Annotated in this window: 12 protein-coding genes and 3 pseudogenes; 12 read left to right on the forward strand and 3 right to left on the reverse strand. The window is 70.5% G+C overall.

Features of this window, described 5'->3' with window-relative positions; genetic code table 11:
• Positions 1 to 94: 94 nt before the first annotated feature.
• The 10 genes and pseudogenes from IO24_RS44805 to otnI all read left to right on the forward strand — a co-directional run bounded on the left by IO24_RS44805 (position 95) and on the right by otnI (position 9,496).
• Positions 95 to 268 carry a hypothetical protein gene (locus IO24_RS44805; RefSeq protein ID WP_234335426.1) on the forward strand — a complete coding sequence of 58 codons (174 nt, stop codon included), beginning with the start codon at positions 95 to 97 and terminating at the stop codon, positions 266 to 268.
• A gap of 107 nt (positions 269 to 375) precedes the next feature.
• Positions 376 to 1,464, forward strand: a complete 1,089-nt coding sequence (locus tag IO24_RS0136870) for an ABC transporter substrate-binding protein (protein ID WP_031143712.1) — start codon at positions 376 to 378, stop codon at positions 1,462 to 1,464.
• Positions 1,465 to 1,713: 249 nt separating this feature from the next.
• Positions 1,714 to 4,353, forward strand: coding sequence for a SpoIIE family protein phosphatase (locus IO24_RS0136875; protein WP_045297397.1), 2,640 nt, complete (start codon positions 1,714 to 1,716; stop codon positions 4,351 to 4,353).
• 645 nt (positions 4,354 to 4,998) lie between these two features.
• Positions 4,999 to 5,254 (forward strand): annotated as a pseudogene (aspA, locus tag IO24_RS45385) (aspartate ammonia-lyase); the annotation flags it as partial.
• 67 nt (positions 5,255 to 5,321) lie between these two features.
• Positions 5,322 to 6,109 (forward strand): annotated as a pseudogene (locus IO24_RS46870) (four-carbon acid sugar kinase family protein); the annotation flags it as partial.
• A 144-nt stretch (positions 6,110 to 6,253) separates the two neighbouring features.
• Positions 6,254 to 6,769, forward strand: coding sequence for a nucleotide-binding domain containing protein (locus IO24_RS46875; protein ID WP_234335428.1), 516 nt, complete (start codon positions 6,254 to 6,256; stop codon positions 6,767 to 6,769).
• A gap of 171 nt (positions 6,770 to 6,940) precedes the next feature.
• Entirely contained in the window at positions 6,941 to 7,624 is a 684-nt protein-coding gene (locus tag IO24_RS41335; protein WP_234335429.1) for a class II fructose-bisphosphate aldolase, read from the forward strand.
• Positions 7,625 to 7,786: 162 nt separating this feature from the next.
• Positions 7,787 to 8,503, forward strand: a complete 717-nt coding sequence (locus IO24_RS0136900) for an aspartate/glutamate racemase family protein (RefSeq protein ID WP_031143718.1) — start codon at positions 7,787 to 7,789, stop codon at positions 8,501 to 8,503.
• Positions 8,504 to 8,525: 22 nt separating this feature from the next.
• Positions 8,526 to 8,708, forward strand: a complete 183-nt coding sequence (locus IO24_RS0136905; protein ID WP_031143720.1) for a hypothetical protein — start codon at positions 8,526 to 8,528, stop codon at positions 8,706 to 8,708.
• The gene (otnI, locus tag IO24_RS0136910) at positions 8,684 to 9,496 is read left to right on the forward strand and encodes a 2-oxo-tetronate isomerase (RefSeq protein WP_031143723.1); all 813 of its coding nucleotides are present in this window, start codon (positions 8,684 to 8,686) and stop codon (positions 9,494 to 9,496) included. The genes IO24_RS0136905 and otnI overlap by 25 nt, the downstream gene beginning before the upstream one ends.
• 322 nt (positions 9,497 to 9,818) lie before the next feature.
• Here the strand turns inward: otnI and IO24_RS0136920 are convergent, their stop codons facing one another.
• Positions 9,819 to 10,076: a VOC family protein gene (locus IO24_RS0136920; protein ID WP_078965998.1), complete on the reverse strand. Its 258-nt coding sequence runs from the start codon at positions 10,074 to 10,076 to the stop codon at positions 9,819 to 9,821.
• A 185-nt stretch (positions 10,077 to 10,261) separates the two neighbouring features.
• Here IO24_RS0136920 and IO24_RS0136925 point away from each other — a divergent pair.
• Together IO24_RS0136925 and IO24_RS0136930 are read left to right on the forward strand one after the other, a co-directional pair.
• Positions 10,262 to 10,848 (forward strand): annotated as a pseudogene (locus IO24_RS0136925) (HARBI1 family protein); the annotation flags it as partial.
• Positions 10,849 to 11,339: 491 nt separating this feature from the next.
• Positions 11,340 to 11,642, forward strand: a complete 303-nt coding sequence (locus IO24_RS0136930; RefSeq protein ID WP_045297126.1) for a cupin domain-containing protein — start codon at positions 11,340 to 11,342, stop codon at positions 11,640 to 11,642.
• Between the two features lie 792 nt (positions 11,643 to 12,434).
• Here the strand turns inward: IO24_RS0136930 and IO24_RS0136940 are convergent.
• Both IO24_RS0136940 and IO24_RS0136945 read right to left on the reverse strand, forming a co-directional pair.
• Positions 12,435 to 13,142: a GNAT family N-acetyltransferase gene (locus tag IO24_RS0136940; RefSeq protein WP_031143734.1), complete on the reverse strand. Its 708-nt coding sequence runs from the start codon at positions 13,140 to 13,142 to the stop codon at positions 12,435 to 12,437.
• Positions 13,143 to 13,253: 111 nt separating this feature from the next.
• On the reverse strand, positions 13,254 to 14,120 hold the full coding sequence (locus tag IO24_RS0136945) for a GDSL-type esterase/lipase family protein (RefSeq protein ID WP_031143736.1): 867 nt from the start codon (positions 14,118 to 14,120) through the stop codon (positions 13,254 to 13,256).
• Positions 14,121 to 14,155 lie beyond the last annotated feature (35 nt).

The following is a 14,155-nucleotide window of genomic DNA, read 5'->3' on the forward strand; positions in this document are numbered from 1 at the left end:
GTCAAGCAGTCCGGCCTCGGCCGCGAAGGCGGCCGCGTCGGCATCAGCGAGTTCCTCGAATACAAGTACATCGCCATCCCCACCGGAGCCTGACATGCCGGGCGTCATCGTCTCGCCGCACATGGCGGGCGAGACCATGAGTGAGAGGGAAGGACTCATCGAGCTGTTCCCGGACAACCTCACCCGCCGCGCCGAGGGCCTACCGCTGCGCAACGTCGTCGACAAACGCCGCGGATACGTGGTGGACTCCAGCCCACCACCCCTGTGAAGGCAGTACTTTTCCTGGTAAAAACTGACTAAAGCCGCACGAGGCAAAGGCCGGCCGGGAATCACCCTCCGTCACGGATCGTCCCGAAGGCACTGTGGAGGCAGCCGGTGGGAGACATCGCATTCGACCGCAGAGCCTTCCTGACCGGTGCCGGAGGGATCGCCGTCGGCGCAGCTACCGCCTCGCTCACGGCCTGTGAGACCCGCGCCGGGCGGAATGTCGCCGAGAGCAGCAAAACGCTCACCGTCCGGAACTTCGGCGGCTCCTACGACGAGGCGAACCGGAAGGCCGTCTACGACCCGTTCACCAGAGAGACCGGCATCCGGATCAAGGTGGTGAACTTCGGGCACGAGCAGATGCTCGCCCAGGTCAAGGAGGGCAGTCCGCGGTTCGACGTCATGGACATCGACATGTCCAATCTGGTGCTCTTCGAGCACGAGGGCGCCTCCGAGCCCCTGGACTACGGCCGGTTGAAGAACACCAGAAACGCCGGCATCGCCCAGTCACTGCTCACCCCCAACGGTGTGGGCAAGAGCTACTGGGCCAGTGTTCTCGCCTACCGCACCGACGCCTTCGGCCGGCGGAAGCCCGAGTCGTGGGCGGACTTCTGGAGTCTCGGACGCTTCCCGGGCCGCCGCGCGCTGCAGGGGAAGGTGGACTGGCCGGAACTGGAGTTCGCGCTGCTCGCGGACGGTGTGCCGCTCGACCGGCTCTACCCCCTCGATGTAGACCGCGCCTTCAAGGTCATGGACGAGATCAGGGGCTCCGTGCGGATGTTCTGGGAGTACGGCGCGGAGCCGGGTGAGCTGCTGACCCGCGGCACTGTCGTGGCCTCCAGCACCTGGGCCGGCCGGCTCCAGAACCTGCTCGGACACGGGACTCCCCTCGCCTACGAGTGGAACGGCGCCCGCAGGCAGAGCAACGGCTACGGAATCCCCAAGGGCGCCGCGAACCCGGATGCCGCCTACCGGCTCATCGATTTCGCGCTGCGGCCCGAAGTACAGGCCCACATGGCCCGGCTCTACCCCGACGGCCCCGTGGTCCCCGCCGCCTACGGGTACCTGACTGAGTCCAGCGCCGTGCATTTGCCGAGCACTCCCGGCCACCTGCTGTCGGGCTTCGACCTGGACATCGACTGGTGGCTCGAGAACCGTGACTCCGTGACCAGGCGCTGGCGGGACTGGGTTCGCACCTGACCGACTGAATGCAGCCATATGGCCGAATATGAAGGTGCATGGTAAAGAGTCCGTATGCTCCGGCACCTCGGTCGGTTCTCGGCCTTCCGCTCCCCCGCGCGCAGAGGCGAGCCTATTCGGTCGGCCCCGAGGCGGCGGGGGGAGCTCGACCCGCGCCAAGAGTCCGGCGCCCCAACCCCTGGGGCGCGGTGGAAGGCCTTGCCGGTGCGCAGCGTCGCCGGCCAGGTGTTTCTGCTGCAGTTGGTGATCATGGTGCTGTTCGCCGCCGCCGCGGGAGGAGCTCTCGTGGTGCAGGCCCGGGACTCGAGGACCCAGGAGGCCCGGCAACTGTCGAAGGGCGTCGCCCAGTCCTTCGCGCGGGCCCCGGGGACGCTGGACGCCATGAAGTCCGGCGACCCCACGGAACTGCTCCAGCCGCGGGCGGAGGACACCCGGAAGAACACCGGCGTCGACTACGTGGTGACCTTCGATCCCCAGGGCTTCCGCTGGACCCACCCCGACCCGAAGCTGATCGGCAAGCACATCTACGCCGTGCGCGAGGGCGGCGCCGCCGACCGGCCGTTCACCAAGACGTTCGAAGGCAGTCTGGGCCTCGCCGTGGACACGACGGTTCCGGTCTACGACACCAACGGGATCACCATCGTCGGCTTCGTGTCGATCGGCGTCACCGTGGCCAGCGTGGACGACGTGGTGCAGGACCAGCTGCCGCAGCTGCTGGGGTTCGCCGGAGGCGCGCTCGCGGTGGCAGCGGGTGGCACCGCACTGGTCTCGTGGCGGTTGCGGCGGCAGACCCACGGCCTGGATCCGTCCGAGATGACGCGGATGTACGAGCATCACGACGCGGTGCTGCACGCGGTGCGGGAGGGCGTGCTGATCATCGGGAGCGACGGCCGGCTGCTGCTCGCGAACGACGAGGCGCGGCGGCTGCTGGGCCTGCCCGCGGATGCCGAGGCGCGCCGGGTCACGGATCTCGGTCTGGAGGCGGGCACCGCCGAGCTGCTGGGCACGGGCCGGCCGGTCACCGACGTGGTACACCTGGCGGGCGACCGGCTGCTGGCCGTCAGCGTACGGCCGGTCGACCCCGACGACCGTGCCGCGGGCAGCGTGGCCACACTGCGCGACACGACGGAGCTGCGGGCCCTGGCGGGCCGGGCGGAGGTGGCCCGGGAGCGGCTGGGACTGCTCTACGAGGCGGGGGTGCGGATCGGAACCACGCTGGACGTGGTGCATACCGCGCAGGAGCTGGCCGAGGTGGCGGTCCCTCGGTTCGCCGACACCGCCACGGTCGACCTGCTGGATCCGATCCTGCGCGGTGCGGTGTCGGCCGGGCCCGGTCGCGAGATGCGCCGGGTGGCGGTGCACGGCGTCGACGGTGCCCGGTCCCTCTATCCGGTGGGTGAGCTGATCCGCTTCGTCCCCACGTCGCCGGCGGCCGTCGGTGCCGAGCGCGGCCGTGCGGTCCTGGACGTCGACCTGACCGCTTCGGGCGGCTGGATGAGCGTCCAGGACCCCGATCGGGCGAGGCGCGTGCTGGACCTCGGTTTCCACTCCCTGATCACGGTGCCGCTCCAGGCCCGCGGTGTGGTGCTGGGCATGGCGAGCTTCTGGCGCTCCGACGGCGCCCCCTTCGGCAGGGAGGATCTGGCCTTCGCCGAGGAACTGGCCGCGCGGGCCGCGGTCGCCGTCGACAACGCCCGCCGCTACACCCGCGAGCACACCCTGGCCGAGTCGCTGCAGCGCAGCCTGCTGCCGAGCTCCCTGCCCGACCACTCGGCCGTCGAGGTCGCCCACCGCTACCTGCCCGCTCTGGAAGGCGTGGGCGGCGACTGGTTCGACGTGATCCCGTTGCCCGGTGCCCGGGTCGCCCTGGTGGTCGGCGACGTGGTGGGCCACGGCCTGCACGCCGCCGCCACGATGGGCCGGCTGCGTACCGCAGTGCACAACTTCTCCGCCCTCGACCTGCCCCCGGACGAGCTCCTCGGGCACCTGGACGAACTGGTCGCGCGGATCGACAGCGACGAGAACGGGGAGCGGGACGCCGAGAGCGTCGCGGGCGCCACCTGCCTCTACGCCATCTACGATCCGGCCTCCGGAATGTGCTGCCTGTCCCGGTCCGGGCATCCGGAACCGGCCCTGGTGCACCCCGACGGCACCGTGGAGTACCTGCGGGTGCCCGGTTCACCGCCGCTCGGTCTGGGTGGTGCCGAACCCTTCGAGACCGCCGAGGTCACCCTCCCCGAGGGCTCGCGGCTGGTCTTCTACACGGACGGTCTGGTCGAGGACCGGGAGCGGGGCATCGACACCGGTCTGGAGGCGTTGCGGCACGCTCTGGCCGGCACTCGCCGCACTCCGGAGGAGACCTGCCAGGACGTCCTCGACGCGCTGCTTCCCGCCCGGTCGAGCGACGACATCGCCCTGCTCGTCGCCCGCACCCGGCTGCTGGACCCCTCCCAGGTGGCCGAGTGGGACGTGCCCGGCGATCCGGCCGTCGTCGCCGGCGTCAGGGCGGACGTCACCGGGCGGCTCAGGACCTGGGGACTGGAGGAGATGGCCTTCACGACCGAGTTGATCGTGAGCGAGCTGGTCACCAACGCCATCCGCTACGGCATCGAACCGATCCGGCTGCGGGTGCTGCGCGACGACGACAGCCTGATCTGCGAAGTCGCCGACGGCAGCAGCACCTCACCCCACCTGCGCAGGGCCGCGATCACCGACGAGGGCGGGCGGGGACTGTTCCTCGTCGCCCGGTTCGCCCAGCGGTGGGGTACGCGCTACATGGCACGCGGCAAGGTGATCTGGACCGAACAGTCCACGCGGAGCCCGGCCGCCGAACCCGAGGAGGTGTCGGCCGACGCCCTGCTGGACCAATGGGAGGACGCGGCGTGGTGAGGCAACTCGTCACCTGCCGATGCCGTACACCTTGCGGATCGTCTCGCCGGGCTGGGATGGCCGGACACCACCGTTCCCTCCGGGCAGAACGGTGGCTCGCGACGCGCCTACGGGCACCGGCTGATCATTGTGCAGCGGGGCACGACCGAACGGGCCGGTGCGGGCGACCTGCGCGAGTACGGTGTCGAGTTGCCCGTCGCGGCCGAGACGGAACATCGGGTGTCGGTGCTGCCGATGGTGCCGGAGGGGGTGGGGCCGGCGGTAGTGACCGACCCCGGCGGCGGACGGCGGGCGCCCTGGTGCTCGATCCGGAACCGAACGCCAATCTTGCGAAAAGGCCGCCATATAGGGCCACCTTATAAGGCACATCGTGATTGTGTCTTGGACGCGCTGCCCGGCCCGCTGCTGCAATCGGCCGTATCACGAACCAGAACCACCGCATCGCCCTCATCCCCGGTGACGGCATCGGGACCGAGGTCCTGCCGCCCGCCCGGCGATTCCCGAGGGTGCCAGTCCCCTTCTGCAATGGCACAGCCTGGTTCCTGCCGTTCGGCGGCGCTTACCACAAGGCGAAGGACAAGTCGTTCTGAGCCGAGACCGCCGGCGGTGACGCTGCGCAGCATTTCCGCGACGTCATCATGGGAACTGGCCGAGCGGTGCGTCGCGGCGTCACGGCCGACATCGAGGCGCTGCGGGTGGCGGTGGTGAACTCAATCGGCCTGGTCACCGCCCTCAACCCGTCCATCGGCTACGAGGCGGCCGCGACCATCGCCTAGGAGGCCCTCGCCACCGGAAGCGGAGTCGCCGAACTCGTCCTGGACAAGGGCCTCCTGCCCGCCGGCACCCTCGGCGAGCTCTCCGTCCCGAGGTCGTCGCGAGGCCCGGTCAAGCCCTGGTGTGACGTGAACAAGGGCGACCTCGTCTGACGTTCCCCCATTCAACTACGCGCAACAGGTCAGGAATTCGCCATGTCTCTACCCCTCCATGCCCAAACGCGGCCCGTCCCCGAGGCAGCGGTGCTGGAAGGGCTGCCTCCAGTCCGCGAGGTGAGCGCCGCGGAGGTGGCCGCCCGCATAGCCGGCGGCCCCCGTCTCGTCGTCCTCGACGACGATCCGACCGGCACCCAGACGGTCGCCGACGTGCCCGTCCTGACTTCCTGGACGGTGGACGACCTGCGCTGGGCGCTGCGCCAGGACAGCGCCGTCTTCTTCGTCCTCACCAACACCCGCAGCCTGTCCCCTGAGGACGCCGCCGCCCGCAACCGCGAGGTGGTCCGCGCCCTGCACGCGGCGTCGGCGGCCGAGGGCACCGGTTACGTCCTGGCCAGCCGTGGGGACTCGACGCTGCGCGGCCACTTCCCGCTGGAGACCGATGTCCTCGCCGAAGAGCTGACCGAGCTGGACGTCGGAGCTCCGGACGGAGTGGTACTGGTCCCCGCCTACATCGAGGCGGGCAGGCTGACGGTCGGCTCCCGCCACTGGATGCGGACAGCAGACGGGCTGCTCCCGGTCGGCGAGAGCGAGTTCGCCCGCGACGCCACCTTCGGCTACCGCAGTTCCTCGCTGCCCGAGTGGTCGAGGAGAAGACGGGCGGACGCATACCCGCGGACGAGGTCCTGCTCATCACCCTCGACGACCTGCGAGGTGGGGGCCCGGCCCACACGGCGCGGCTGCTGTCGTCACTGCGCGGCGGACGCACGGCCGTGGTCGACGCGGTGTGCGACGACGACCTGCGGGTGCTCGCCCTGGCCCTCGCGGAGGCGGAGGAGAACGGCACGCGGCTGTTGTACCGGGTCGGGCCGTCCTTCGTCAGGGCCCGCGCCGGACAGGCGGCCCGGGCACCGCTCACCCCGGCCGCACTGCGCCCGCTGCGCGGGGACACACCGCACGGTCTCATCGTCGTGGGGTCTCATGTCGCGTTGACCACACGGCAGTTGGAGCGGCTGCGGGAGCGAGGCGGGGTCGCCGAGTACGAGCTGGACGTGGCCCTGCTGCTCGACGAAGAGCGGCGTGACGCCCACATCGCAGAGGTCGCGGCCGCGGCCGCCGGCGCGCTGGACGCGGCGGACGCCGTGATCCGCACCTCTCGCGTGCTGGTGACGGGTGCCGACGCGGACGACAGTCTGGCCATCTCCCGCCGGGTGTCCGCCGCGCTCGTTCAGGCCGTGCACCAGGTCAACGCCGCCCGGCGGCCCACTTTCGTCGTCGCCAAGGGCGGTATCACCTCCAGCGACACCGCCACCCATGGCCTTCAGATCCGCCGTGCCTGGGCCCGGGGCACGCTGCTGCCCGGCCTCGTCTCGCTCTGGGAGCCCGTGGACGGCCCCGCCGCCGGCATCCCCTACATCGTCTTCGCCGGGAACGTCGGGGGGACCGACGCCCTCGCCGACGCTCTTGACCTGCTGAGGAGTGCCTGATGCTGCTGCACGGAACCGAGGCTCTGAAGGAGGCCGCGGCCGCCGGTCACGCCCTGCCCGGGTTCGTCGCCTACAACCTGGAGACGGTCCAGGGCATCACGGCCGCCGCCGAGGCGGCCGGTCGTCATCCAGGCGGGCTCCAGCCCCTTCAAGCACGCCGGGCGCGACGCCCTGATGCGGCTGGCGCTGGACGCGGCCGGACGCTCCGCCGCCCGCCTCGGGGTGCACCTCGATCACAGCCGGGACCTGGACGAGATCACCGCCTGCCTGGAGGCGGGCTACACCTCCGTCATGGTCGATGGCTCCCATCTGCCGTTCTCCGAGAACATCGCGTTGACGAAGGAAGCGGTCCGGCGGGCTCGTGACCACGGTGCCTGGGTGGAGGCCGAGCTCGGTGCCCTGCCGGGCGACGAGGACGTCTCCACCGACGCCGTCGCGCAGGCCGTGGCGATGACCGATCCGCAGCAAGCGGCCGCATTCGTGGCCGCGACGGGCGTGGACGCACTCGCCGTCGCTGTCGGCAACGTCCACGGCTTCACCAGGCACCCGGTCCGCCTGGACCTGGAGCGGCTGGCCGCGATCCACGAGTCCGTATCGGTCCCGCTCGTCCTGCACGGCGCCAGCGGTCTGCCCGTCGAGGAGTTGCACGGCGCCCTCGCCCGAGGCGTCGCCAAGGTCAACGTCAACGCCGAACTGCGCCGCGCCTGTCTGGAGGCCGTCCGCGTGACCCTCCCGTCGGCGTTGCCCGGCTCCGACGTCGTCTCGCTGTGGGCGGCGGGCCGCGACGCGGTCCGGGACGCCGCCCTGGAGGTCATCGGCCGCCTGAGCCCTCGCGCCGAGGGGGGAAACGCGTGACCTGCACTCAGCCCCGCTGCCCTCGCCGCAACCACACCGACGACACAAGACCGTCATACGCCCTTCCGGCCGTGCGCGTTGCGCGCGGTTCGCACCGCTCTGTCTCGCGCTCCCGTGCCCTCCTCGGCACGCGGGCCGATACCGCACCCTGTTGGAGCCACCATGTCCACCACTCCCTCGATCGCCGTGCTGCACACCAGTCTGCTGTTCATCAACCCCGATTCGCTCATCAACGAGTACCTCGCGGAACTCGCGCCGGACGCCAAGGTCCTGCACTTCGTCGACAGCGACGTGCTCGCAGCCGTGGTGCGCGACGGTGAGGTCTCACCTGCCAGCACGCAGCGCACGGTGCACCTGGCCCAGGCCGCGGAGTCCGCGGGGGCCGACGTCATCTTCTCCGCCTGTTCCTCGGTCGGTCCGGCCATCGACGTGGCCCGACGCCTGGTCTGCGCCCCGATCGTCAAGATCGACGACGCGATGACCGCGTCGGCGGTCGAGACCGCGGACGCCGTCGGCGTCCTGGCGACGGTCCCCACGACGCTGCCGCCGACCCGTGCCCTCGTCGAGGAGAAGGCACGGGCGGCCGGTCGTGACATCAGCGTCCAGGAGCGGCTCTGCGAGGGCGCCTTCTCGGTACTGATGTCCGGTGACCGCGACCGCCACGACGCGATGGTGCTGGAGGGGGCACGGGCGCTGGCCACGGAGGTCGACGCGATCGTGCTGGCCCAGGCGTCCATGGCACGGCTGGCTCCCGCGATCGCCGAAGCCGTCGGCAAGCCCGTGCTCTCCAGCCCGCGCAGCGGAGCGGAGGACGCGGTGCGTGTACTGCACGAGCGGACGGCTGCACTTGTCCATGCCACGGAGATGCGGCCTTTGTGAGGCGTGGCGTCGTGGCCGGCCGATGACCGGCGCGCTCAAGGACGCCACCGGCACCGCGGTGATCCCGATGCACGTCTCGGCGATCGCCCTCGTCGTCGCAGCCGCAGCGGTGCTCACCACCAAGAAGCACGTCGTCGACCACTGCCTCTGGCCGTCCCCGGCCGGACCACAGGAGCCAGCATGCCGAGGTTCGCAGCGAACCTGACCATGATGTACAAGGAGCACGATTTCCTCGACCGCTTCGCCGCGGCCTCGGCCGACGGCTTCCAGGCCGTCGAGTACCTCTTCCCCTATGCGTACGAGGCCGCCGAGCTGCGCCGCCGACTCGACGACCACGGCCTCGAGCAGGTGCTCTTCAACGCACCTGCCGGAGCGTGGGAGGCCGGGGAGCGCGGCGTGGCGGCACTGCCCGGACGCGAGGCGGAGGTGCGTTCCGGGGTCGACCGGGCGCTGGAGTACGCGGCGGCCCTGGACTGCCCGCGGGTGCACCTGATGGCCGGGCTGGTCCGACCGGACGCGACACCGGCCGAGCGGGCCAAGCACCGCGACACCTACCTGACCCACCTGGGCTGGGCCGCGGAACGGGCCGCCGCGGCGGACGTCAACATCCTGATCGAGCCGATCAACGGCCGCGACATGCCCGGCTACTTCCTGAGCACCCAGGCCGAGGCCCACGCCATGGTGCGGGAGGTGGGAGCCTCGAATCTCAAGGTGCAACTCGACCTCTACCACTGCCAGATCGTCGAGGGCGACCTCACCGCGACCCTGCGCCGCGACCTGCCGACCGGCCGGGTCGGTCATCTGCAGATCGCGGGCGTTCCCGACCGGGGCGAGCCCGACCGGGGCGAGCTCGACGTCCACCACCTGTTCGACGTCGTCGACGAGCTGGGCTTCGACGGGTGGACCGGCTGCGAGTACAACCCCCGCGCCGGCACGAGCGAAGGTCTCCGCTGGCTCAGCGACTACCGGAGCCACCGAGGGGGAGGCGCATGAGAATCGTCATCACGGGTGGCTTCGGCTTGCTGGGACTACAGGTCGCCGCCGCCCTGCGTTCGTGGATGTCGTGCAGGGACGCTGTGGGCAGGGTGCCGGTCCGGCTCAGGAGCGCGGGAGCGTACGGCGGCGGTTTCAGCAGCTCCTTGGCCCGACGGGCCATCGACGCCGCCCGCAAGCCCGCCACTTGACACAATGTCCGAATATCGTGCCCGCAACCGCAGCTCACCGTCGGCTCCGTGCGGGACTGCGGAGATACTGAGGTCTTCTCGGCAACGTGACGGTTGCGGTGTGTGACGGGGTGCGGGTGCCCGCTCGCGGCCTAGTTCTGCGGTGCCAGGGTGCGCAGGACGCAGAACTCGTTGCCCTCGGGGTCTGCCATCTCGGGTACCTGGATGAACAGCAGGGTGGCTGGCATCTGGCGGGCCCGAACATCCTCGACGGTCGGCACCCAGGAGCCGATCTCGACCTTGCCCTCGCTCCGGTCGATCACCTTGAAGTCCAGGACCTCGCACCAGAAGGCTGCGAGCCTCTCCGGATCGTGGCAGTCAACGGCCAACTCGGTGAACCTACTTGTCATGACTCTCCCAGATAGTGCGGACGGGGCTCAGAGTATTGGCTGGGCCTCCCGTCCGGCAGATCCGCGATCTTCCTGACTGACCAGGGCCGTCAGACGGGCTTGACCCGGCATCAGATACGCGAGAAGCCCCTGGTAGGAACAGGTCTGCGAAGATCACGTCCCGGAATCCAGAGGCTTCACGCGTTGGCCAGTACGTGCTCGCCGACCACGCCCCGGATCTGTCCACCGCGCTGGAACGGGCGGCGACCGCCGGCCACACCCATCTCAACCTGGACGGCACCGTCATCCGTACCGACCGCGTCGCCGCCCCGGCCCCAACGGCGCCGACCTGTGGTGGTCCGGGAAGCACAAGCACCACGGCGGCAACGTCCAAGTCATCTCCGCCCCCGACGGCTGGCCGATCTGGGTCTCCCCGGTCCGCCCCGGCCGTGAGCACGACACCACCTGCGCCCGCACCCACGGCTTGGTCGACGCCCTCAACCGGCTCGCCTCCACCCTGGACATTCTCACCCTGACCGACCTCGGCTACGAGAACGCCGACGACGGCTTCCGCCACCCGGTCAAGAAGCCCAAGGGAGGCGAACTCGACGACGCACAGCAGACGTTCAACTCGGTCATCCGAGGCGTCCATGCGGTCGCCGAGCGGGCCAACGCCCTGCTCGAGGTCACCTTCAAGGCCCTGCGCCGAGTCAGCCTCGACCCCAGAGGCATCACCCGGATCGCCCGAGCCGCCCTCGTCCTGCTCCATCTGGAGCACGGCCGCACCACCTGAACGAAGATCACGAACCGTCACGAGACGTTACCGAGAAGGGTTCACTCAGTGGACCGCAACAGTCGCACCATCCACGCCGCCGGGGTGCAGACCCGTTCGAGCATCATGCCCGGGCGGGGTCGATCCGGTGCTTGCCGAAGTCGCCCATCAGGTCGTCTTCGGTGGTCGGCACGCCCTCGAAAGGCGCTGGGTCGGGTGTCGCGAGCTTTACCGGCCCGTGACCGCCCGACCCGGACACATCGGGTCCGCTGAGGCCGTCGACATTGCCATGGAGGCCCGCGCCGCCGGCCGATGCGTGGCCTGACTCGCTCAGGACAAGGGCCTGTTGCCCGCCGAGACGCTCGCCGATCTGCTGCGCGCCGACACCGTGGCCGGCAGCCGTCGGGCCCTGGTCCGAGATGCGCGATGAGCCTGGTCGAACTCGGCCCGGTGACGCTTGGTACGTCCGCTCCCTGTGTGCGCAATTACCAGAACCAGTAGAGGAAAAAAGCATGTTGCTCCTGAAGAGCATCGATACCGACCCCTCCTTTGCCCCCCTCGAGTCCGGCCCGCTGCCGGAGCGCCTGATCTCCGGCAACCCGACTTACAAGACCTGGGCCCAGGACGCCGCCCGCGGGGAAACGATCAAAACGGGCGTCTGGGAAGCCACGCCCGGCGAGACGCACTCGATCAAGGGCGAGACCTTCGAGTTCTGCCACATCCTCTCCGGCGTCATCGAACTCACGCCGGAAGGCGGCGAGCCGGTGGTCTACAAGGCAGGCGACAGCTTTGCAGAGCCGACGCCGCACGGTTGAACCCCCCACGATCAACGATCGCAAGGAAGTACTCCAGCTGCCGAATGTCCATACGCGCCTCTGCCCCTCAAGAGATCAACCGACGACTCACATGGTCCCGATCATGGTTGCGTGAAGGATCGCCTCGACGAAGTACGGACCGCCGATGCACCGGCCGCAATCGTCACGGAAGCGCGCTCACAGCTCAACGAAGCACTCAATGAATGGCTGCGGCGCTCAGTCGCAGCCATTCCCGGCCCAAGAGCCGAAACAGGCTCGACGCCTGATGGATCCGGTCGTGCGGGTGTCGGCTCACAAGTCGTCCGGCCGTTCGGAGGAGCCGAAGTGCCGGGTCCGCCCACCGTATTGTCGGGATGTGTTGTTCGGACTTGTTGGGATCTATGTGTGTTCGCCCGCGGCGGCCACGATGCCGGGCATGACGTCCAGGGCCGGGCGCCACCCGGGGCGCAGCGCCGCCTCCGCGCCGGTGGCCACCGTGAGGCCGGAGCCGCTCGGCAGCCCGTCGGGATCGCGTGGCCAGTGCGGGCGGGTGACGCGCAGCGGACCGAAGATACGGCGCTCGGCGCGGTCCTGGAGGTCCTGGTCCAGCGCACGAGCGAGGCAGGCCGCGAGGACGTGGGGGGGCGCCGTTGTCGTAGCGGAAGCGGGCGCCGGGCGTACGCGGCGGCTGTGCGGTTGCGCGCTCCACGACGCGGTGCTCGGTCTGCGCCGGCTATGGTTCCCGCCGGATCCGTGCGGCCGCCACGGCGACGTCCACGGTCAATGGTCCACCGGGCGGGCGGACCCGACGCCTCACGGGGTGCGGAACCCACGGAACGTCACGTGCTTGCGGGTGTCGAAGCCGAGCCGCTCGTAGAGCGCGAGCGCGCCGGTGTTCGCCTCGGCCACATGCAGGAAGGGGCGTTCGCCACGAGCCACGATGCGGGCGATGAGCGCGTGCAGCAGGCGGACCGCGTGGCCCTGCCCGCGTGCCTCGGGGGCGGTGCAGACGGCGCTGATCTCGGTCCATCCGGGAGGCCTCAGCCGCTCCCCCACCATCGCCACCAGCCTGCCGCCGTCGCGGAGGCCGAGGTAGGTGCCGAGCTCGTGCGTGCGGGGCCAGAAGGGCCCCGGCCGGGTCCGCTCGATGAGGTCGAGCATCTCGGGGACGCTCTCCACCCCGAGTTCTACCACGCCGGAGTCGGACTCGGCACGAGAGGGATCCGGGCCGCCGTCGCCGGCCCAGATCATCTGGCGGCCCTCGAGGACGAAGACCGGTTCCCAGTCCGACGGCGGCATCACCGGGCAGCTGAACATGTCGGCGAACTCGCCCGGACCCAGCAGCTTGGCCAGGTCGTCCCATGCCCCCGGGTCCGGCTCGGCGGATACCGCGGAGAAGGTCGCGACTCCGGGTATGTAGGTGACGGCGCCACCGAGCCGGCGGGCGAGGTGGGCGTGGTGCCCGCGGAGCGACTCGCCCACCGGGTCGTCGAGTGCGACGGCGTCGCGGAGCCCCGTCATCGTGTTGTGTCCTTCCTGCCCTCTGCCGGTACCGGCCGGCCAGGAGGCCGACGCGGCGTCTTCGGATGCCGGCAGCCATGCTAGTCAGCCCCTCGCGACCGGATCCCGGCGCTACCTGAGATAGGTGGCGAGCGCGAGGTTCTGCCTGCGTACGTCCCCGGCGACGAGTCCGGCGATGCGCTGCGCGCCGTAGGTCTCGAAGTGGGTGCGGTCGTTGCAGAAGAACGCGCCCACGGGGCCCGACCCGAAGTCGCCGTTGTGCGGGCAGAAGCGCAGGTTGTTGTAGAGCGAGACGCTCAGCGACTGCAGGTCGACGACCGGTGCCCTGGTGGCGGATCCGACGGCGAAGGTCTCGTTCACGAAGCCGCGGTTCTTCGTCGCCGTGCTTCCGGAACAGGTGAGGGCGGCCACCGGGGTGAGCAGCACCGGGTGCGCTCCCCGGGCCAGGGCGGCCTGCACCATCGTGGTCATCAACTGCCGGTAGCGGGCCGGGCCGACGTGCCGGGGGCAGGTCGAGGAGGAGTCGTTGATGCCGAACTGGATGAACAGGTAGTCGCCGGCCTTCATCCCGGTGCTCGCGTTCAGCATCGACTGCCAGCGTGAGGAGTACGTGTCGGAGGTGAGGCGGCACTCGCCGTCCGAGCCCTTGGTGCCGCTGACGTTCCCCTCGTACATCCAGGTCTGGATGCTGCGGCCTCCCACGGCCTGGTTCCTGACGGTGACGTCGGTGTTGAACAGGGCGTCGAACTGGCTGCCCCAGCCGACCGGGCAGCGGGCGGAGCCCGGGTTGGCCATGGTCGAGTCGCCGGCCAGCCACACGGTGACCGGCTGGGCGGCCGCTCGGGACGCCGGGGCCGCGGCGCCCGGGGTGGCGGCGCAGCGCGTCGCGGTGCTGTCGGCCGCGGAGGCGGCACTGAGCCCGAGGCTCGACAGGGCGATCACCAGCGCGGTGGTGATGACGATCCGTAGGTTCTTCATCCGTTCCCTCCCAGGGACGGGCGCCGTCGTGCGTC

Origin of the sequence: Streptomyces flavovariabilis (genome assembly GCF_000725785.1) — a bacterium.
GTDB lineage: Bacteria > Actinomycetota > Actinomycetes > Streptomycetales > Streptomycetaceae > Streptomyces > Streptomyces hawaiiensis.

Excerpts from the sequence above, each read along its gene's own strand:
- IO24_RS0136875 (WP_045297397.1), top strand. The coding sequence starts at position 1,714 with ATGGTGCTGTTCGCCGCCGCCGCGGGAGGAGCTCTCGTGGTGCAGGCC.
- IO24_RS0136900 (WP_031143718.1), top strand. The coding sequence starts at position 7,787 with ATGTCCACCACTCCCTCGATCGCCGTGCTGCACACCAGTCTGCTGTTC.
- IO24_RS0136930 (WP_045297126.1), top strand. The coding sequence starts at position 11,340 with ATGTTGCTCCTGAAGAGCATCGATACCGACCCCTCCTTTGCCCCCCTC.
- IO24_RS0136940 (WP_031143734.1), bottom strand. The coding sequence starts at position 13,142 with ATGACGGGGCTCCGCGACGCCGTCGCACTCGACGACCCGGTGGGCGAG.
- IO24_RS0136920 (WP_078965998.1), bottom strand. The coding sequence starts at position 10,076 with ATGACAAGTAGGTTCACCGAGTTGGCCGTTGACTGCCACGATCCGGAG.
- IO24_RS0136945 (WP_031143736.1), bottom strand. The coding sequence starts at position 14,120 with ATGAAGAACCTACGGATCGTCATCACCACCGCGCTGGTGATCGCCCTG.
- IO24_RS0136905 (WP_031143720.1), top strand. The coding sequence starts at position 8,526 with ATGACCGGCGCGCTCAAGGACGCCACCGGCACCGCGGTGATCCCGATG.
- otnI (WP_031143723.1), top strand. The coding sequence starts at position 8,684 with ATGCCGAGGTTCGCAGCGAACCTGACCATGATGTACAAGGAGCACGAT.
- IO24_RS44805 (WP_234335426.1), top strand. The coding sequence starts at position 95 with ATGCCGGGCGTCATCGTCTCGCCGCACATGGCGGGCGAGACCATGAGT.